Consider the following 18,979-nt stretch of genomic DNA (forward strand, 5'->3'; position numbering starts at 1 on the left):
CAGAAGCCTATGATCGACCTACGCTACGTCAAGAAACTGATCGACATCATCGATGAATCGACGGTTGATTCCATCGAGATCACGTCGGACAAGGGCTTGAAGATCCGCATTTCCAAGAGCCCGCAACAACGTGGTGCAGTGCAGGTGGCCGCGCCGATGCCGATACCTACCATGGTGCCGGCGGTTCCGATCGCAGGGCGGGCGTCACCGGCGCAGGGCGTTCCGGTCGTGGCCGAGCCGGAGATGGCCGCTGCCGAGGCGCCGAAGTCCACCGCGCTCGACGTGAAATCACCGATGGTCGGCACGTTCTACAAGTCACCTGAGCCGGGATCGAAGGCGTACGTCGCGGTCGGCGACCGCGTGAAGAAAGGGCAGATCCTGTGCATCATCGAGGCGATGAAGATCATGAACGAGATCGAGTCGGAGTTCGCGGGCATCGTGCGCGAGATTCTGGTCGAGGATGCGCAGCCGGTCGAATACGGCCAGGCGCTGTTTAGGATCGATCCCAATGGCTAATCCGGCCCCTCCGGTCCCCGCGTCGACCCCGATGGCGCCGCCGCCGGCCGCGGGCGCGCCGTCCGGCATCAACTTCAAGTCGGTCCTTCAGGAGATGATCCGTCGCAACGGATCGGACATCCATCTGAAGGTCGGCCGGCCGCCGACGCTGCGCGTCGACGGGGAGCTGATCGCGCTGGAGCACGCGCCGCTGCGCCCCGAGGATCTCAAGAACCTCGCCGAGCAGCTCATGACGCCGCGCCAGGTCAATCTCTTCTCGGAAGAGAAGGAGTGCGACTTCGCGATTGGCGTGCCCGGCATCGGCCGTTTCCGCGTGAACTTGTATCAGCAGCGCGGCTCGTTGTGCTTCGCGATGCGCGCCATTCCGTATCAGGCGCGCACGGTGCCCGAGCTGAATCTCCCGCCGGTGCTCGAGGAGATCGCGATGAAGCCGCGCGGTCTCGTGCTCGTGACGGGCGTGACGGGTTCCGGAAAGTCGACGACGTTGGCGGCGATGATCCAGCACATCAACCAGAATCGCCGCGCAAACGTGATCACGATCGAGGATCCGATCGAGTTCCTGCACCGCGACTTGAACAGCCACATCAACCAGCGCGAGATCGGAACCGACACGGCGACTTTCGGCCAGGCCCTGCGCCGCGTGCTGCGCCAGGACCCCGACGTCATCCTCATCGGCGAAATTCGAGATCTCGAAACGCTGGACACGGCACTCAAGGCGGCGGATACCGGCCACCTCGTCTTCTCGACGCTCCACACGACCGACGCGACGCAAACGATCAACCGCGTGCTGTCGTTCTATCCTCCGCACCAGCAGGCCGAAGTCCGGTTCTCGCTCGCCAGCGCGCTCGCCGCGGTCGTGTCGCAGCGACTCGTCCCGCGCGCCGACAAGGCCGGCCGAATTCCGGCGTGCGAGATCCTCATCAACACGGCCGCCGTCCGGGACAACATCCGCGACATGGAAAAGACGCTCAACATTCCGGACCTCATCAAAGAGGGCACGGTGCAATACGGCATGCAGAGCTTCGACCAGTCGCTGATGCAGCTCTACTCCAGGGGCTCCGTGTCCTACGAGAGCGCGCTGTTCTACGCGACCAGCCCGGCCGAGTTTGCCCTGCGCGTGCAAGGCGTCTCGGGCACGAGCGACACGTCGTGGACGGGGTTCGAAGGCGGCGCGAAGAAGAAGTAAATGTTCAACAAGGTTCTCATCGCCAACCGCGGCGAGATCGCGTTGCGCGTCATCCGCGCGTGCCGCGAGCTTGGCGTGCAGACGGTGGCGGTGTACTCCGAGGCGGACCGTGAATCGCTGCACGTGCGGTTCGCCGACGACGACGTGTGCATCGGCCCGCCGCCGGCCCGTGAGTCCTACCTGAACATCCCGCGGGTGATCGCCGCCGCCGAGATCACCGGCGCCGACGCGATCCACCCGGGCTACGGATTCCTCGCCGAGAACGCGGAATTCGCCGACATCTGCGCCGCGTCGAAGATCGCGTTCATCGGTCCGACGGGCGATCAGATCCGGATAATGGGCGACAAGGCCGCCGCGCGTTCCGCGATGACCAAGGTCGGCGTGCCGATCATCCCGGGAACGCCGGGGCCCGTGGAGGATGTGGACGAGGCGCTCGAGTTCGCGCGCGGCATCGGGTTTCCCGTCATCATCAAGGCGGCGGCGGGCGGCGGCGGCAAGGGAATGCGCGTCGCGCGCCAAGCCGACGATTTCGCGCGCTCGTTCCAGTTGGCCCGATCGGAAGCGCTGTCCGCGTTCGGCAACGGTGACGTCTATGTCGAGAAATACCTCGCGCGACCGCGTCATATCGAGTTTCAGATCCTCGGCGACACCTACGGCAACGTGATCCACCTGGGTGAGCGTGATTGCTCGGTCCAGCGGCGCCATCAGAAGCTCATCGAGGAAGCGCCCAGTCCCGCGATGACTCCCAAGCTGCGCGAGGAAATGGGGCGCGCGGCCGTCGCCGGCGCGAAAGCGATCGAGTACGTCGGCGCGGGAACGATCGAGATGCTGCTCGACGAGGACGGGTCGTACTATTTCATGGAGATGAACACGCGCATCCAGGTCGAGCATCCCGTTACGGAGATGTTGACCGGGATCGATCTCGTGAAAGAACAGATCCGCGTCGGCGCAGGCGAGCGTCTCAGCGTGACCGATCTGCCGCCCCTGCGCGGCCATGTGATCGAGGTCCGCGTGAACGCGGAAGATCCATCACGGAACTTTCAGCCGTCGCCGGGGAAGATTCTCACGTTCCACCCGCCGGGCGGACCGGGCGTTCGTTTGGACACACACGTCTACGACGGCTACACCGTCCCGCCGTTCTATGATTCGTTGCTGGCCAAGCTCATTTGCCAAGGACGAGACCGCGCCGAGGCGATCGCGCGTATGCACGTGGCACTCGACGGGTTTATCATCGAAGGCGTGACGACGACGATTCCGTTTCTCGCCCGCGTGATGCAAAACCCGCGGTTTGTGGCGGGCCAGGTGGACACGAAGTTCCTCGAGCGCGAGACGGACCTGTTCAAGGAGCCCGCATAGGTGGGGGCGGGGGGGTCGACCGATAGCGTGAGCAGTACGACGCTGAAGCGCGAAATCACCGGCATTGCGCTGTTGCTCCTGGCGGTCTTCCTCGCCGGCGCATTCGTCGCGCTGGCGCTGGCCGAGATGCGGATGGGCGTCAGCGTCGAAGCGAACGTCGGCCCGGTCGGCGAGTTCCTTTCCAAGCCGCTCGTCACGTTTTTCGGCTGGCCCGCCGCGATTCTGATTCCGCTGGTGCCGGCAGTGCACGCGCTGCGCCTTTTCGGTCGGCTCGAGTCGAGGACCGACCGCTCATGGATGATCTTCGTCGCGGGACTCGTCCTTCTCCTTCCGGTCGTGCTGGCGCTTTCGATCGCGTCGGTGGAAACCGGCTTCGCGAGCGCGGGAATCTGGGGAGAGGCGATCGCCGCGTGGTGGCGGAGCTGGTTCGGTGCGTTCGGCGCGTGGGTGCTCGTCGCGTTGTCCGCGTCCACCCTCACCGCCGCGACGCTGGCGTGGAATCCGATCCGCGCCCTCGTGGGGCGGCAGCCCGCGGTCGCACAGCCGGCCGAAACGAGCACCGTGCCGGAGAAGCCGCGCCGCAAGCGCGACAAGAATGCGCCCGAGCTGGGAGACGCCGACCGTGCGCTGGCCCTCGCGCCGCCGTTCGACGAGATGCCGGCAATCGACACGATGGCGCCAGTCGATGACTCGCGCCCCGACGTCGAAGACGGCGTCGTCGAGCCGAGGAAGCGAAGGAAACGAACCAAGGCCGAGGCGGCGGCCGACCACGACGCGGAAATCGCGGCGGCGATCGATGCGACCGCTCGGCCCGACCTGGGCGGCGATGAGCTGCCGACCCCGGATCTGCTCGCGCCCCCGCCGCCTCACAACGCCGAAGCAAGCGCCGAAGAGCTGAACGAGATGGGGTACAAGCTCATGGCGGCGCTGCGCACGTTCCGCGTCGAGGGAGAGCTCGTCGGCCGCACGACGGGCCCCGTCGTCACGCAATACGAGATCGAGCCGGCACCGGGCGTGAAGGTCCGGCAGATCGCGAACCTCTCGAACGACCTCGCGCTCGCGATGCGTGCGCCGTCGATCCGGATCGTCGCGCCCATTCCAGGGCGCGGCGCGGTTGGCGTCGAGGTGCCGAATCCGACGTCGGAGATGGTATCGCTCCGCGAGCTGATCGAGGCGCGCGAGTTCGGCCCGGCGGGCGTCCGCGCAGCGCTGCCGATCGCGTTGGGGAAGGACCTCGAGGGCAAACCGGTCGTCGCCGATTTGGCGAAGATGCCCCACCTGCTCATCGCCGGCGCGACGGGTTCGGGAAAATCCGTCTGCGTGAACACGATCATCACGAGCCTCATTTATCGGCACACGCCAAAGACGCTGCGCTTCCTCATGGTCGACCCGAAGATGGTCGAGTTGTCGGTGTACAACACGCTGCCACACCTGCGCCACAAGGTGATCACAGACAACCGGGACGCGGCGTCGGTACTCAAATGGGCGCAGCTCGAGATGCAGGAGCGCTACGAGCTGCTCGCGGCGAACGGATGCCGCAACGTGCAGGAGTTCAACAAGCGCGTGCTCGACAAAGTCGAGCTCAAGCTGGCGAAGAACGCCGAAGTGGCGTTCGAAGATACGACCTACAAGGGAGACGTCTTGCCGTACGTCGTCGTCATCGTCGACGAGATGGCCGATCTCATGATGACGGTGCCGGGTGAAGTGGAGACGCCGATCGCCATGCTCGCGCAGAAGGCGCGCGCGATCGGCATCCACCTCATTCTCGCGACCCAGCGCCCAAGCGTGAACGTGATCACGGGCCTCATCAAGGCGAACTTCCCGAGCCGGATCGCATTTCGCGTTGCGTCGCAGATCGACAGCCGCACGATCATCGACGGAGCGGGGGCGGAGACGCTGCTCGGCAACGGCGACATGCTGTTCATCCCGCCGGGCAAGTCCGAGCCCGCGCGTCTCCAGGGCGCGTTCCTGTCGAGCGAAGAGACCGAACGTCTGATGAAGTGGTACCAGCAGCGCGCCGACGAGAAGCGCGCGGCCCGCGTGGCGCAGGGATTGGCGGCCTTCGACGCCGTCGAGAGCGACATCCTCAAAGAGATTCGCGACAAGGAGAAGGAGGCGCTCGACGCTGCCGGTGCGGCCGACGCCGAGGACGCCGGCGACCGGGATACGCTCTTCCGCGAGGCCGCGGAGGTCGTGGTGCAGACGCAGCAGGGCTCAACGTCGCTGCTGCAGCGAAGGCTCAAGGTGGGCTACGGGCGGGCCGCGAGGATCATCGACCAGCTGGAGCTTGCCGGCGTGCTCGGTCCATCGGACGGGCCACGCGGGCGCGAGGTGCTCGTCGGATTGGACGAGCTGGATCGGATCTGTGGCCCGCGCGCGTAAATCGTTCGGCGTTTTCGTCATGCTCGCGTGCGCCGCACATGTCGCGGCCGCGCAGAATCCGCCCGTCACGACCCCGACGCCCCCCGATACATCGCATCGCGCGATACCGCCGGTGGCGGGGGGGAAGTTCGACGCGACAAAGCTCCAGACGAGTCAGTTCGTGTACCTCACTACGCTCGAACGCGACGCGTCGACGACGCCGTTGGGGACGCGAACGGTGACGGTGACGCCGATGGCGTACGTCGGCATCCCGACCTGGCTGCTGGTCGAGGCGCGGGCCGGCGACGGGATTCCGTCGGCGGACTCGCTCTACGCGGACATGGCGACGCTACGACCGATTCACTGGTCGGCGACGACGGGGCCCGCACACCTCGCGCTCGAGTTTCGAAGCGACAGCGCATTCGGCGGCACGAGCACGCCCGCCGGTCGCCGAACCATGGCTCTGGCCGTGCCCCCCGGAAGCATCGTCAGCGGCGCGATGTTGGAGACGACTTTACGACTCCTGCCGCTCGCGATGGCGTGGGAGGATTCGGTGCCGGTGCTCTCGGTGGGCGTGGGCAGCAACGCGGTGCTCTCGACTCGAATCGCCGTGATCGGCGAGGATCGCGTGCGGGTTCCCGCGGGAACGTTCGACTGCTGGGTGGTGTCCGTTCACGCGGATCAAACGAAGGGTCTGTACTGGGTCACGAAGTCGGACCCGATCGTCGTGAGGAGTACGCTGGATCAGCCGATGATGGGCGGGGCACAGGTCGTCAGTGCGCTCGCGCGGATCGCGAAATAGAAAGACGTCGCTCGCCATGTTTCGGTGATGGTCCGAGGCCGGCGAGCCGTAGTTTCGGCCCATGTCAGCGGCCAAACAGCAATTCGGCGAGCTCGGGGAGCAGATCGCGGAGCGATGGCTCACTCGGCACGGATGGCGTGTGATGCAGCGGCGATTTCGGAGCGGTCACCGGGACATCGATCTCGTCGTGGAGCGAGAAGGCACCGTCGCGTTCGTCGAGGTGAAGGCCCGTCGCGGCAGTGAGTTCGGCGATCCGGTCGAGGCGGTGAATTGGAGCAAGCAGCGCGAGCTGATCCGCTCCGCCTCGGTCTGGATCGACCGGCACGGCCGGCCGGACGACTCGTATCGCTTCGATGTGGTCGGAGTTCTCGTGGAGGGCGACCGCGTTCGAGTGCGCCACGTGCCCAACGCGTTCGCGCTACGCGATTCCGCTTGAATTCGGCACCCCGGTTTCGTATTTTCTTCGGGTATCGAGCGCCCCCTGTGTTTCCCGCTACGATTACGCTGATTGGCCCTCCCAAGAGCGGACGACTAACCGAGAGGATGAGAGCATGGCTGTGTCGACCTTGCAGGACGACAAGAAGAAGGCGTTGAATCTGGCCATCGCGCAGATCGAAAAGAGCCACGGAAAGGGTTCGATCATGCGCTTGGGGGCGGACCAGAAGGTCCGGGTGGAGGCGATCTCCACGGGAGCGATCAACCTCGACGCGGCGATCGGCGTGGGCGGCATCCCGCGCGGCCGCATCACCGAGATCTACGGCCCCGAATCGAGCGGCAAGACGACGCTCTGCCTCCACGTCGTCGCCAACGCGCAGCACAACGGCGGCGTCGCGGCGTACATCGACGCCGAGCATGCGCTCGACACCGAGTACGCGCGCAAGCTGGGTGTGGACGTCGAGGCGATGCTCATCTCCCAGCCGGACACCGGCGAGCAGGCGCTCGAGATCTGCGAGATTCTCGTGCGATCCGGCGCGGTGGACGTCGTGGTGATCGACTCGGTCGCGGCCCTCGTCCCGAAGGCCGAAATCGAAGGCGACATGGGCGACTCGCACGTCGGTCTTCAGGCCCGCCTCATGAGCCAGGCGCTGCGCAAGCTGACCGGATCGATCGCGCGCTCCAAGACGTCGGTCGTGTTCATCAACCAGCTGCGCGAAAAGATCGGCGTGATGTTTGGCAATCCTGAGACGACGACGGGCGGCAAGGCGCTCAAGTTCTACGCGTCAGTGCGGCTCGACATCCGCCGCATCGGGCCGGTCAAGGACAAGGAGGACGTCGTCGGCTCGCACGTGCGCGTGAAAGTCGTCAAGAACAAAGTCGCCGCGCCGTTCAAACAAGCCGAATTCGACATCATGTACGCCGAAGGCATCAGCCACGCGAGCCTCGTGCTGGACATCGCGGCCGAGGCGGGGATCATCGACAAGTCGGGCGCGTGGTACGCGTACAACGGCCAAAAAATCGGCCAGGGACGGGAGAACGCGAAGCTGTATCTTCGCGACACCCCTGCTCTGATGGCCGAGGTCGAAGAGAAGGTGAAGGCACTGCTCGGCGTCGGGCCGCGCGAGGTGATCAACGACATCGAGGTCAGCGAGGAGTAGCCCGGCGACACGAATTGCGCCGGGGAGGCACCAGGCTTGCGACGAGGGGACCCGGACGTTCCTGTCGCAGCGAGCAGTGACTCCTCGGCGGTTTTTTCATTTGCGCGATGAATCCATCGAGTGACCCCGTCCAGCCGCGGGCTCCGCGCACGCACCGGCCGAGTCGCACACCTCGGTCGACGTACGATCGCGCGCTCGACATGCTCGAGTCGCGGGCCCGCAGCGTCATTGAGTTGCGACGGGCCCTGATCAAAAAGGGCGAGCCGGCCCTTGATGTCGACGCGGCCATCGAGCGGCTGCGCGCGGCGGGACTCCTCGACGACGCGAATTACGCGCGCCAGCTCGCGCGCTCGAAAGCCATCGGAGCCGGACAGTCGCGGCGCCGCATCGCGCAGGAACTGGCGCGTCGCGGCGTCGCACGGACCGTCGGGGACGAGGCGATTGCCGCGGTTTTCGACGAGGAAGCCGTCGACGAGGATGCGAACATCGAACGCGTCGCTCGAAAGAAGATGAAGACGCTGGCGAAGCTCGACGCACAGGTTCAGCGACGGCGCCTCTACGCGTTTCTCGCGCGGCGTGGATATGACGTCGATGCGATTGGCCAGATTGTCGGGCGACTCACGGGCGAGGCCCTCGAGGCGCGTGGCGAATAGCTGGCGTCGTAGGAGTGGGGGCGGCGAGCGATCACCGCGGTGGCGCCATTGTGATCTCTTTCTCTGGCACCTCGTTGTGTCTTCCCGGGGGGAGAAGTGAAGAATAGGAGACGCACACTTGCCGGGATTGTCGGGGTCGCGGGCGCCGCGATGGCGTCGGCCGCGCCCAACGTGCTCGCGCAGTCGTCCACGATCCCAAACGCGGCTGCCGAGCACCGGCGGACCTGGTTATCACTGTCGCTAGGTCCGGGCACGGACCACGGAGACGGGAGACTCGCCGGGATGATCGCGCTGTGGACGGCTCGAGGCCCGCTAGCATTCTCCATTCGCTCGGCCGGCGCGTCGCGATTCCTCGATCCCGGGGATGTGGGCGACATCTCGTTTCTCGTGGGCGTTCATCCCGTGCGAGAGTCCCACGCCGACGTCGTGTTGCTTGCAGGCATCGGCGACAGTTACGGCCATGACTTCGGCGGTGGGAACCTCGTTCACGAGCCCGTGATCGCGGTCAGTGCGCAAGCGAATCTCAATTACGTGCTCGTCGGGATTGGGCTCGACGGCTTCGCCGCGCTGGGATCTGGACGCAAGTACGCCGGAGCCGGATTGGCGTTCGCCGTTGGATGGTTTCAATAACGGCGCCCTGTCGCGTCTTCGTCAGCAAGCGTCGCCGGAGGACCGTGCAACCTGCGGCCAGAGCTTCGGCCAAGGGTCTCTCGTTCACTCGGATTGGGGATCAACGAGTTCAGGGCGCCGGAAAGACGCGTCATTTCGCCGCTGGAGGCGTTTCACTTTCGTTCGGTCCGTTCCGCTAAGCGCGCGCAACTGATTTCGCCTCCCGGGCGGCCTATATTCCGAGAATGAAGGCCGCCGAGATTCGATCCCGTTTTCTCAAATATTTCGAGCGCAACGATCACGCCGTGTTGCCGAGCTCGTCGCTCGTCCCTGCCGACGACCCGACGCTCCTGTTCACGAACGCCGGGATGGTGCAGTTCAAGCGCGTTTTCCTGGGAGCCGAAGCGCCGCCCAACGGACGACGTCGAGCGACGACCTCGCAGAAGTGCGTGCGCGCGGGGGGAAAGCACAACGACCTCGAACAGGTCGGACACACCGCGCGCCACAACACGTTCTTCGAGATGCTCGGCAACTTCTCGTTCGGCGACTATTTCAAGCGGGACGCGATCCGATTCGCCTGGGAGTTCGTCACGCAGGATCTCGGACTCGACCCGAAGCTGCTGCGCGTTTCCGTGCATCATTCCGACGACGAGGCGCGCGCGCTTTGGCGTGAGATCGCCGGGCTTCCGGACTCGCGCATCTACGGACTTGGCGACAAGGACAATTTCTGGCAGATGGCGGACACCGGTCCGTGCGGCCCGTGCTCCGAGATCTTCGTCGACATGGCGCACATCGCCAAAGATTGGCGCTTGCCCCAAGGCGCGACCGGTGAATGGACCGAGCTCGATCGCGACGAATTTTCGCTCGAGGCATTCATCGAAGGATCCGACCGCGATCGGTTCATCGAGTTCTGGAACCTCGTATTCATGCAATTCGACCGGCGGCCGGACGGCACGATGGTGCCGTTGCCGAAGCCGTCGGTCGACACGGGCGCCGGCCTCGAGCGAATCTCGGCGATCACGCAGGGCGTGACGATGATCTACCACACCGACCTCTTCGCGCCAATGCTGTCGGCCGTCGAGCAGGCGGTGGGCATTCAATACTGGGGACGCGAGAGCGACCAGTCACGAACCGGCGTCCGCGTAAGATCGGGCGGCGTCGTGCAGAACGCCGTGAGCCCCGCTTCGTTCCGCGTTCTCGCCGACCACGCGCGCGCCGTGTCGTTCCTGCTCGCCGACGGCGTATTCCCGTCGAACGAGGGACGCGGCTACGTGCTGCGCCGCATTCTGCGGCGCGCCGTGCGTCACGCATGGCTCCTCGGCCGCAAGGAGCCGACCCTCGTGCACGTCGCTCAGGCGGTGATCGATTCGATGGGCGACGCGTACCCGGAGCTTCGCCTACGATCGAAGCACATCCTCGACACCACGCGCCAGGAAGAGCAGGGCTTTCTCGCCACGATCGAGGGTGGGCTCACGCGCTTCGATCAACTCGCTCCGGTGCAATCGGTCGGTGGCGGGACCGACGTCCGAGGCACGATCAGTGGAGAGGACGCGTTCCGTCTCTACGACACGTTCGGCTTCCCGATCGACCTCACGGAGCTGATGGCGCGCGAGCGCGGCTACGTGGTGGACATCGCCGGATTCGAGGCCGCGCTCGATCAGCAGCGGCGACGTTCACAGGAAGAGAGAAAGGCAAAGCGCGTCGGCGTTGCCCTCGACGCGTTGGCGAATCTCTCCGAATTCGAGGCAGCGCCCGGGGTGGGCCCAGCGGCGACATTCGTTGGATACGACGCGATCGAAATCGAAACGCAGACGACCGCCGTTCGGCACCTCGACGGCGGACGCGTCGCCGTGTTGCTCCGCGAGTCGCCGTTCTACGCCGAGTCAGGCGGACAGATCTCCGATCAAGGTGAGATCGTCGGCGAGGGTTGGCGCGTCGACGTCGACGAAGTCCGAAAGATCGAAGGGCGTCCGGCGGCGATCGGGAGAATCACCGGCACGTTCCACTTCGGCCGCGTCATCGCGCGCGTGCCGAGCGACCGGCGGCGCGACACGGAACGCAACCACACGGCGACGCACCTGCTCCACGCCGCGCTACGATCCGTGCTCGGCGACGGTGTCCATCAGGCGGGCTCGCTCGTCGCGCCCGATCGGCTTCGTTTCGACTTCACGCACCACGGCCCGGTCTCGGCCGAGCGGCTCGGCGAGATCGAGAGCATCGTGAATCGGGAGATCGCGCGCAGCATTCCCGTTACCACGCGCGAGATGGCCTACGCCGACGCGCGCGCGGCGGGCGCGATGGCCCTGTTCGGCGAGAAGTACGGCGACGTCGTGCGCGTGGTGCGAGTCGCCGACTTCTCGATGGAGCTGTGCGGCGGCACTCATGTGCGCAACACGGCCGAGATCAATCTGTTCAAGATCGTCACCGAGACCGGCGTGGCCGCCGGCGTCCGCCGCATCGAAGCGCTGACCGGGCCGGGCGCGTACCAGCTGATTCGCAGCGAGGAGCGCGCGCTCCACCGGATCGCCGAATCGCTCAAGGCGCCGGTCGACGGCGTCGAGAAGCGCGTTGCGGCGCTGTTGGACGAGCGGCGTACGCTCGAGCGTCGCCTCGAGGAGGCGATGCGCGGCGGCGGCGATCAGCTGCAGTCGCTGCTCGGCGGCGCGCAGGCGCTCGGGGGTGGGGGGGAGCACAACGGCTCGAAGTTGGTGACCGGCGTCGTTCGCGCGGGCGACGTGAAGGAGCTCCAGGCGCTCGGCGACGCGGTGCGCGAGAAGCTCGGCAGCGGTGTTGGCGTGTTGGCGGCGAGCTTCGAGGACGGAAAGAACACTTTGCTGGTCGTCGTGACGGACGACCTGCGTCAGCGCGGTCTGCGCGCCGACGCCCTGATCAAGGACATCGCCGCCGCGGCGGGTGGCCGTGGAGGCGGAAAGCCGCACATGGCGCAGGCAGGCGTACCCGATGCCGCGCGTTTCGGCGACGCGCTCGCCCGTGCTCCCGAGCTCGTGCGCGACGCGTTGGTCGGCGCCGAGTGACGGTCGGCGACTGGCTCCGCGACAAAAACCCCGCGCCGCCGGCGCGACTCGCCGCGCGCATCGAGACAGCGCTCGGAGCACGAAGCGCCGAGCCGGCGTCGAATGCCGCCATCGTTTGTTTGGACGCGTGTGAGACTCTGCTCGCCGACGTCGCGGCGCGACCATCACCCGGGCGCGAGTCGGCGTTGGATCTCTTGGCCGCCGACGCCTTGGCGACCTACGCCCTCGAGGCGGCGGCCGAGTCGCCGGCGGCCCTCGAGGCGCGCGCACACGAAGCGATGACACGCCTGTCCGCGATCGCCGGCGGATGATCGACATTCACACCCATCTTCTGCCGGGGGTGGATGACGGGTCGAAGTCGCTCGAGGCGTCCCTGGAAGTATTGCGTCGCTTCGCGGAGCAGGGTGTCACGACGGTCGTCTGCACGCCCCACCTCGAGGCGTCCCGCGCGCGCGAGGCGCCGCACCAACAACACGACGAGCTGTTCGCGCAGTTGGTTGCCTCGTCGACGCGTCCTCCGGAGCTCAAACGCGGTTGGGAGATCTTGCTCGACATTCCAGGCGCGGACCTGAGCGATCCTCGCTTGGGACTTGGCGGGTCGACGGCGCGTCTCGTGGAATTTGCCCGTCTGGGTCTTCCGGCCAACTCGGACAAGGATCTCTTGAGGATTCATGAAAGCGGTCTCGTACCCGTCGTCGCGCATCCGGAGCGTTATTGGGGGTGCACGCCCGCTTTGGTCTCGCGGTGGAAGGCGGCGGGCGCCGTGGTTCAGATGGACGTGACGGCGATTCTGCGACGCGGCGGTCCACACCGACTGGCGGAGGAGTTGATCACGAGCGGTTTGGTGGATCTGTTCGCGAGCGACACGCACGTCGACCGGCGAACGTTGGCGATCGCGCGCGACTGGCTAGCCGACGTGACGACGGAGGCCAACGTTCGCCTGCTGACGTTCGAAAACGCGCGCCGGCTGTTGGCCGACGAGCCGACGATGCCCGTCTGGCCAATTCAGCTCCGGCGCGGCATGGTTCGCCGCCTCGGCGAGATGGTTTTCGGAAAATCCTGACCGTAGTCCTCTCCAGGAGGGGAGCGACCGACCGTGGACACCGACGTGAGCAAGCACTTCGCCGATGGCCTGCGCGACTTGGCGGCCGTGGCGCAACGGGTAGCCGAGTCGATGGCGCCGGATCTCGAGCGCGCCCTGGCGATGGTCCGCGAGACGGTCGCCGGCGGCGGAACGCTGTTCTTTTGCGGTAACGGAGGAAGCGCGGCCGACGCGCAGCACATCGCGACGGAATACGTCGTTCGATACACGCGCAACCGCGGCGCATATCCCGCCGTCGCGTTGACGACCGACACCTCGCTGCTCACCGCGGCCGGCAACGACTTCGGCTTCGACGAGATCTTCGCGCGACAGGTGGACGCGCTCGCGAAACCGAGCGACTTGCTCGTGATCCACTCGACGAGCGGGAACTCGCCTAACGTGCTGCGCGCGGCCGAGGCGGCGCGCCGAAAACGAGTCCGCGTTCTCGCCTTCAGCGCGCGCGACGGCGGCAAGCTCCGCGGGCTCGCCGATCACTCGGTTGTCATTCCGACGCCGCGCACGGACCGCGCCCAGGAGCTTCACCTCTGCATCGAGCATTTGATCTGCGACTTCGTCGAACGGCTGATGGTCGAAGGTCAGGCGGGCGGAGGTGCAGCGCGATGATCGGTCTCAAGGGAAAACGCGCCCTGGTGACAGGCGGATCCCGGGGGATCGGCGCCGCGACCGCTCGGCTCTTTGCGGAGAACGGCGTCCACGTCGCCATCGGCTACCGCAGCCGGCGCGCGGACGCGGAGTTGCTGGTCGCTTCGCTGAGATCCGAGTTCGGCGTCACGGCGTCCGCCCACGCGTCTGACATCTCGACGGTCGGCGGCGCGGAGGCGCTCGTGCACGGCGCCGCGGAATCGCTGGACGGACTCGATTTCTTCGTCGGCAACGCGGGAATCTGGCCCAGCACCGACGTCGCGTTTGGATCGATGACCGACGACCAGTGGCGTCGCACCATCGCCGAGAACGTCGACTCGGTGTTCTACACGACGCGGGCCGCGATCAGAGCGATGAGCGACCACGGTCGCATCGTTCTCGTATCCAGCACCGCCGGCCAACGAGGGGAAGCATTTCATGCCGACTACGGCGCGTCCAAGGGCGCGGTGATCTCGCTCGTGAAATCACTCGCCCCCGAGCTGGCGAAGCGCGACATCACGGTGAACAGTGTCGCGCCGGGCTGGGTCGACACCGAGATGTGCGACGAGCCGTTCGCCGGCGGGGGGCGGGAACGAATCGCCGCCAGCATACCCATCGGGCGCATTGCGTCGGCGCGCGACATCGCCGGACCGATCGTGTTTCTCTGCTCCGACTTCGCTCGGCACATCACGGGAGAAATCGTGAACGTGAACGGCGGCAGCGTTCTCTGCGGATGATCGTTCTCGTTTTCACCGGTGGCACGATCTCGATGCGGCATGACCCGACGGCCGGCGGCGCGGTGCCCACGTTGAGCGGACACGAAATCGTCGCCCTGGCGCCGGGGATCGACCGGCTCGCGCCGCTCGACGTGGACGATTGGGGCGCGTTTCCGGGACCGCACATGACGCCGGATCGCATGTGGGCGTTGCGCGGGCGGATCATCGAACACCTCGCGCGGCCCGATGTGGACGGCGTTGTCGTCACGCACGGCACTGATTCGCTCGAGGAGACCGCGTATCTCGTGGCGCGCTCGGTAAAGAGCGACAAACCGATCGTATTCACCGGCGCGATGCGCACGTCGAGCGATCTCGGATGGGACGGTCCCGGCAACCTCGGCGCCGCGATCCGCACTGCCGCGAGTGGCGAAGCGCGCGGTCAGGGCGTGTTGGTCGTGATGTCGGACCGCGTGTTCACGGCGCTCGACGTGACGAAGGCGCACACCTACATGGTCGACGCCTTCGACAGTCCGGGACTTGGCCCAGTGGCCGTGTTGGACGACGGCCAAGTCGTGTTCCGCCGATCCATCCACGCGCAGCCGCCGATTCTCAACGCGACGACGCTCGCGCAGCCGGTGGACATCGTCTACTCGTTCGCCGGCTCCGACTCACGACTGCTCGACGCTTCGCGCGAGCACGGGAAGGGGCGCGCGATCGTCGTCGCCGGGATGGGCCGGGGCAACGTCCCGGTCGCCATGCTCGACGGCATCGATCGTTGGATCGCGGAAGGAAAGCCGGTCGTGATCACGTCGCGCGTGGGACGCGGGCGAGTGGGTCACACGTACGGCTATGCCGGAGGCGGCCGCCGCCTCGCCGAACGCGGCGCGATCTTCGCGGGCTCGCGCCGTCCACAGCAAGCGCGCCTCGACGTCATGCTCGGTCTGGGCGCCGGATTGGACGTCGCCGGTCTCCGGGAGCTTTTCGAGTCGTAGCTCCGTTTTGTGGTGGAGATTCGCTTGGCCGGCGGGGTCGATCCTGGTGAGTGGGCAGGGTACGCCTCGACGATTGCTGGCGGATTTCGAAACTGCTCGCGGATTTCGCGGATCATCAGGAATTCGCGAAAAAAACAGGCTTTTGGAACAGCAACAAAACAAAAGGGGTTCTTTTCCGCGGAGTCCGTGGTGTTTCCGCGAAATCGTTGCCGTATCAAATCGTAGATCTCAACTGGGAGCTCGGCCCGACGCCGCGAAGTCGGAGCGCCGCCGCGTCGCTCAACCAACGGCGATCAGCTGACCTCGCGCGCGAGAACGGGCTCCCAGCGGGCGAAGCAGCGCCAGTCGAATTCGTCGGCGGCGCGGAGTTGGTCCGGGAAGCCGAAGCAGTCGACCCAGCCTTCTTGCTCGGCGCGCCAACGGCAATCCCAGATGAACTCGTAGACGTGCGTCTCGGTCGGCGTGTGGACGGTGACGACACCGACGAAGTCGGAGCAGCCGGAGCGAGCGCTAAGGGCGACGTGCTCGACGACGAGCTGCGGCTCGGCCGCGAGGACGTGCGTGAGAAGCCGGCGAACTTTGACGCGCGGCATCGGCCGATCGAGTCGCACTCGGTCCAGCGGCGACGGGTCGTGCGTGTGCCCGTGGTAAAGGCTGCGCACCACGCGCTTGAACGGCTCGGCGGCTTGGGAACGGGCGAGGAGCTGCTCCAACTCGATCAAGTGCGACGGTCCTCATTCGTGATTCTTCGAAACAAATATCGACCGTTTCACTTTGAAGCTGTACTGGCTGGCCACTTTCACGATCACGGCGAAACGGGCTATTCTCCACCGCGATTTCACGCCGCGCCCCTTCTCAATGACCCGCCTTCATCCACCGACGACCGTCCTCGAGATCGCCGAGCGTCTCGAGTCCGAGGGATTCGAGGCGTGGTGCGTCGGGGGCGCCATTCGCGATGCCCTCCTCGGAGAGACGCATCTCGATTGGGACTTGGCGACTTCGGCGACGCCCGACGAGGTCCGGCGCGTATTCGGCGCCCGGCGCACAATCCCGGTCGGCATCGAGTTCGGCACCGTCGGAGTGCTCGATCGCCTCGGCGCGATGCACGAGGTCACGACCTTTCGCCGCGACGTTCAGACCGATGGGCGTCATGCGGTGGTCGAATTCGGAGCGTCGCTCGACGACGATTTGGCGCGCCGAGATTTCACAATCAACGCGATTGCTTACTCGCCAAGTTCAGGCGAGCTGCGTGACCCGTTCGGCGGACGAGAAGATCTTGCCGCGAGGATCGTACGCGCCGTCGGCGATCCGGACGCCCGGATGCGCGAGGATCGGCTGCGCGCTCTGCGGGGAATCCGTTTCGCCGCGCGATTCGGGTTCAGAATCGACGACGCCACGCGGCGGGCAATGGAGGCGAGCGCGCCATACCTCGGCCGATTGTCGCCGGAGCGGGTGAAGCAGGAGTTGGACAAGACGTTCGACCAAGTCTGTCGTCCGAGCGACGCGTTGATTGTTTGGCAAAAGACCGGGGCATTCGCGTCGCTGATCCCCGCGCTGTCCAATCTGCCCGAGCAGGCGCTGACGGTTCCCGACTTCACGGCACGGCCGGGACTCGAGCGGCGTCCGGCGCGTCGGGCGGTTCGATACGCGGCCCTTCTCGCTCCGCTCGGAGCCGGCGCCGCCGAGTCGGTGCTCCTCGGTCTTCGGGGCTCGAAGCACGAGATCCGCGCCGTCACCGAGCTCGTCGCGGCGTGGCAAAGGAACGGGCCGTCCATGGGGGCGGCGATGTCCGCCTCCGGCACGCCGGATGACGCCAGCGTGCGCCGCTGGGTGGCGTCGATATCTCGGCTGGGGGTCGGGTCGTTCATGCGGCTCGCCGCGGCGATGTGGGCGGCGGATCTGAGTGTGAGGCGCCCGGCCCCGGCCCCGAACGCCGTCCGACGGCTGCATCGTCGCATGTTGGGGGTGGCGTTGCACGACCCCATCGACCTGGGCGGTCTCGCCGTGGACGGCGACGACCTGCGCCGTGCCGGCATTCCGGCCGGCCCTGGGCTCGGTAAGATTCTCCAGTCCTTGCTCGCCGCGGTGATCGAGGACCCGGCGCGCAACACGCCCGACTGGTTATTGCGCGAAGCGGCGCGCCTGCACCACGACGCCACTCCCCGCTGAACGGGGGGGAGCACCATGTTCTTTCGCGGACGACAACCCGAGGCGTCGATCTGGCGCCGTTTTCGCGTCAGCGCGGACGGCTTCACGTTCGAGCGCGAGGGCGATCTCTACGTCGCCCGCGTGGTCGCGAATGCCGAGCGGGTGGTCGATCTGTTTTATGCGCTGAGCGAGCAGATGCCGCCGGCGGTGGACGTGGCGATCGAGGATCTGCGCAGCGGCCGCTCGTGGAAGGGAGAGGCCATCGCGCTGCCGGACGTCCGTGACGCGATGGCGCGGCTCAAGATTCTGTTGGCGCGCTATGGGGGCGTCGAGTTCGCCGTGTACACGAGCGACGACCAGCTCACGGTGAACCCGCACCTCGATCTGTTCATCTACGCGCGTACGGACCGCTGGCTGTATCTGCTCGAGGGAAAGGGAATCGAGGAACAGGCGCGCGTGCGGGGTAAGAGTTGGCGAGTGAATCGCCAGCATTTTCCCGCCGCGCCCGACCTCGTGAACGCCATCACAACCGCGGCGGATCGTCTCGGTTTGGCGCCGACATGACCCCGTCGGCTTTGGCGTACGGCACCGCCGCCGCGTTGGCCAATGTCATGGGCGCGGCGGCGGTGGCCTCGCGCGCGTCGTGGAGCGTGCGCGCGCTCGACGCGCTCATCTCGTTCGCGGCCGGGTTTCTGATCTCGGTGTCCGTCGTCGATCTGTTCCCGGACTCGATTCGGCTCGCCGGTTCGGTAGCGCCGATGATCGTGCTGGCGTCATACCTGCTCGTCCATTTCACCCAGCACACGATCGGTCGTCACTTTCACTTCGGCGAGGAGACGCACGCGGTCTCCGAGATGGTGAGCGTGTCGGCGCTGATCGGCCTGCTGATGCATACGTTCGTAGACGGGGTCGCGGTGGCAAGCGGGCTGCACGTGAGCCAAGGCCTCGGCGCCCTCGTCTTCGTGGCGGTGTTGCTGCACAAATTCCCCGAGGGGTTGGCCATCTCGAGCTTGTTTCTCGCCGCCGGTGCCCGGCGGCGCGCCGGGATTCTGGCGGCCGCGGCGCTGGGCCTGAGTACCATAGCGGGCGTCGTGTTGACCGATGCGTCGCCGTTTCTTCGTGCCTACGGATTGGCGATCGCCGCGGGAGTCACGCTGTACGTCGGCGCGTCGAACCTCGTTCCTGAGCTTCAGCACAGGTCGGGAGCGCGGATTCCTCTGAGCTTCGCCGCGGGATGCGGGCTGTATTTCGTCGCTCGCTCGCTGGCGTCGATCTGATCACGCTGAG

General features: G+C 66.4%; 19 protein-coding genes. 18 read left to right on the forward strand and 1 reads right to left on the reverse strand.

Annotated features, from left to right (window positions below):
- Window positions 1-9 precede the first annotated feature (9 nt).
- The 15 genes from accB to VGQ44_21555 all read left to right on the forward strand — a co-directional run bounded on the left by accB (window position 10) and on the right by VGQ44_21555 (window position 15,544).
- Window positions 10-516, forward strand: a complete 507-nt coding sequence (gene accB, locus VGQ44_21485; protein HEV8449412.1) for an acetyl-CoA carboxylase biotin carboxyl carrier protein — start codon at window positions 10-12, stop codon at window positions 514-516.
- Entirely contained in the window at window positions 509-1,702 is a 1,194-nt protein-coding gene (locus tag VGQ44_21490) for a PilT/PilU family type 4a pilus ATPase (protein ID HEV8449413.1), read from the forward strand. The genes accB and VGQ44_21490 overlap by 8 nt, the downstream gene beginning before the upstream one ends.
- On the forward strand, window positions 1,703-3,058 hold the full coding sequence (accC, locus tag VGQ44_21495) for an acetyl-CoA carboxylase biotin carboxylase subunit (GenBank protein HEV8449414.1): 1,356 nt from the start codon (window positions 1,703-1,705) through the stop codon (window positions 3,056-3,058).
- A 27-nt stretch (window positions 3,059-3,085) separates the two neighbouring features.
- Window positions 3,086-5,440: a DNA translocase FtsK gene (locus tag VGQ44_21500; GenBank protein ID HEV8449415.1), complete on the forward strand. Its 2,355-nt coding sequence runs from the start codon at window positions 3,086-3,088 to the stop codon at window positions 5,438-5,440.
- Between the two features lie 19 nt (window positions 5,441-5,459).
- Complete coding sequence (locus VGQ44_21505; GenBank protein HEV8449416.1) at window positions 5,460-6,221, forward strand: hypothetical protein; 762 nt, start codon at window positions 5,460-5,462, stop codon at window positions 6,219-6,221.
- Window positions 6,222-6,282: 61 nt separating this feature from the next.
- Window positions 6,283-6,657 (forward strand): YraN family protein, encoded by a 375-nt coding sequence (locus tag VGQ44_21510; GenBank protein HEV8449417.1) that lies wholly within the window; start codon window positions 6,283-6,285, stop codon window positions 6,655-6,657.
- A gap of 115 nt (window positions 6,658-6,772) precedes the next feature.
- On the forward strand, window positions 6,773-7,816 hold the full coding sequence (gene recA, locus VGQ44_21515) for a recombinase RecA (protein ID HEV8449418.1): 1,044 nt from the start codon (window positions 6,773-6,775) through the stop codon (window positions 7,814-7,816).
- Window positions 7,817-7,923: 107 nt separating this feature from the next.
- On the forward strand, window positions 7,924-8,469 hold the full coding sequence (locus VGQ44_21520) for a regulatory protein RecX (protein HEV8449419.1): 546 nt from the start codon (window positions 7,924-7,926) through the stop codon (window positions 8,467-8,469).
- A 96-nt stretch (window positions 8,470-8,565) separates the two neighbouring features.
- Window positions 8,566-9,099 (forward strand): hypothetical protein, encoded by a 534-nt coding sequence (locus VGQ44_21525; protein HEV8449420.1) that lies wholly within the window; start codon window positions 8,566-8,568, stop codon window positions 9,097-9,099.
- A gap of 224 nt (window positions 9,100-9,323) precedes the next feature.
- Window positions 9,324-12,113, forward strand: coding sequence for an alanine--tRNA ligase (gene alaS / locus VGQ44_21530; protein HEV8449421.1), 2,790 nt, complete (start codon window positions 9,324-9,326; stop codon window positions 12,111-12,113).
- The gene (locus VGQ44_21535; GenBank protein HEV8449422.1) at window positions 12,110-12,424 is read left to right on the forward strand and encodes a hypothetical protein; all 315 of its coding nucleotides are present in this window, start codon (window positions 12,110-12,112) and stop codon (window positions 12,422-12,424) included. Before alaS ends, VGQ44_21535 begins: the two co-directional genes overlap by 4 nt.
- On the forward strand, window positions 12,421-13,176 hold the full coding sequence (locus VGQ44_21540; protein ID HEV8449423.1) for a CpsB/CapC family capsule biosynthesis tyrosine phosphatase: 756 nt from the start codon (window positions 12,421-12,423) through the stop codon (window positions 13,174-13,176). Before VGQ44_21535 ends, VGQ44_21540 begins: the two co-directional genes overlap by 4 nt.
- A gap of 45 nt (window positions 13,177-13,221) precedes the next feature.
- Window positions 13,222-13,818 carry an SIS domain-containing protein gene (locus VGQ44_21545; GenBank protein ID HEV8449424.1) on the forward strand — a complete coding sequence of 199 codons (597 nt, stop codon included), beginning with the start codon at window positions 13,222-13,224 and terminating at the stop codon, window positions 13,816-13,818.
- Window positions 13,815-14,573 (forward strand): SDR family NAD(P)-dependent oxidoreductase, encoded by a 759-nt coding sequence (locus VGQ44_21550; protein HEV8449425.1) that lies wholly within the window; start codon window positions 13,815-13,817, stop codon window positions 14,571-14,573. The genes VGQ44_21545 and VGQ44_21550 overlap by 4 nt, the downstream gene beginning before the upstream one ends.
- Window positions 14,570-15,544: an asparaginase gene (locus tag VGQ44_21555; protein HEV8449426.1), complete on the forward strand. Its 975-nt coding sequence runs from the start codon at window positions 14,570-14,572 to the stop codon at window positions 15,542-15,544. The genes VGQ44_21550 and VGQ44_21555 overlap by 4 nt, the downstream gene beginning before the upstream one ends.
- A 293-nt stretch (window positions 15,545-15,837) precedes the next feature.
- Here VGQ44_21555 and VGQ44_21560 read toward each other — a convergent pair whose 3' ends face one another.
- Window positions 15,838-16,266, reverse strand: a complete 429-nt coding sequence (locus tag VGQ44_21560) for a hypothetical protein (GenBank protein ID HEV8449427.1) — start codon at window positions 16,264-16,266, stop codon at window positions 15,838-15,840.
- 136 nt (window positions 16,267-16,402) lie between these two features.
- Between VGQ44_21560 and VGQ44_21565 the strand changes: the two genes are divergently transcribed.
- The 3 genes from VGQ44_21565 to VGQ44_21575 are packed head-to-tail and all read left to right on the forward strand — an operon-like array spanning window position 16,403 to window position 18,969.
- Window positions 16,403-17,713, forward strand: coding sequence for a CCA tRNA nucleotidyltransferase (locus VGQ44_21565; GenBank protein HEV8449428.1), 1,311 nt, complete (start codon window positions 16,403-16,405; stop codon window positions 17,711-17,713).
- 15 nt (window positions 17,714-17,728) lie between these two features.
- Window positions 17,729-18,256, forward strand: coding sequence for a hypothetical protein (locus VGQ44_21570; protein HEV8449429.1), 528 nt, complete (start codon window positions 17,729-17,731; stop codon window positions 18,254-18,256).
- The gene (locus VGQ44_21575) at window positions 18,253-18,969 is read left to right on the forward strand and encodes a ZIP family metal transporter (protein HEV8449430.1); all 717 of its coding nucleotides are present in this window, start codon (window positions 18,253-18,255) and stop codon (window positions 18,967-18,969) included. Before VGQ44_21570 ends, VGQ44_21575 begins: the two co-directional genes overlap by 4 nt.
- The last annotated feature ends 10 nt before the right edge of the window (window positions 18,970-18,979 follow it).

Source organism: Gemmatimonadaceae bacterium, from assembly GCA_036003045.1.
Classification (GTDB): Bacteria; Gemmatimonadota; Gemmatimonadetes; order Gemmatimonadales; family Gemmatimonadaceae; genus JAQBQB01.

Bases quoted from the DNA above. Each gene is read 5' to 3' on its own strand.
- accB (HEV8449412.1), top strand. From the start codon at position 10: ATGATCGACCTACGCTACGTCAAGAAACTGATCGACATCATCGATGAA.
- VGQ44_21490 (HEV8449413.1), top strand. From the start codon at position 509: ATGGCTAATCCGGCCCCTCCGGTCCCCGCGTCGACCCCGATGGCGCCG.
- accC (HEV8449414.1), top strand. From the start codon at position 1,703: ATGTTCAACAAGGTTCTCATCGCCAACCGCGGCGAGATCGCGTTGCGC.
- VGQ44_21505 (HEV8449416.1), top strand. From the start codon at position 5,460: ATGCTCGCGTGCGCCGCACATGTCGCGGCCGCGCAGAATCCGCCCGTC.
- VGQ44_21510 (HEV8449417.1), top strand. From the start codon at position 6,283: ATGTCAGCGGCCAAACAGCAATTCGGCGAGCTCGGGGAGCAGATCGCG.
- recA (HEV8449418.1), top strand. From the start codon at position 6,773: ATGGCTGTGTCGACCTTGCAGGACGACAAGAAGAAGGCGTTGAATCTG.
- VGQ44_21520 (HEV8449419.1), top strand. From the start codon at position 7,924: ATGAATCCATCGAGTGACCCCGTCCAGCCGCGGGCTCCGCGCACGCAC.
- alaS (HEV8449421.1), top strand. From the start codon at position 9,324: ATGAAGGCCGCCGAGATTCGATCCCGTTTTCTCAAATATTTCGAGCGC.
- VGQ44_21540 (HEV8449423.1), top strand. From the start codon at position 12,421: ATGATCGACATTCACACCCATCTTCTGCCGGGGGTGGATGACGGGTCG.
- VGQ44_21550 (HEV8449425.1), top strand. From the start codon at position 13,815: ATGATCGGTCTCAAGGGAAAACGCGCCCTGGTGACAGGCGGATCCCGG.
- VGQ44_21555 (HEV8449426.1), top strand. From the start codon at position 14,570: ATGATCGTTCTCGTTTTCACCGGTGGCACGATCTCGATGCGGCATGAC.
- VGQ44_21565 (HEV8449428.1), top strand. From the start codon at position 16,403: ATGACCCGCCTTCATCCACCGACGACCGTCCTCGAGATCGCCGAGCGT.
- VGQ44_21570 (HEV8449429.1), top strand. From the start codon at position 17,729: ATGTTCTTTCGCGGACGACAACCCGAGGCGTCGATCTGGCGCCGTTTT.
- VGQ44_21575 (HEV8449430.1), top strand. From the start codon at position 18,253: ATGACCCCGTCGGCTTTGGCGTACGGCACCGCCGCCGCGTTGGCCAAT.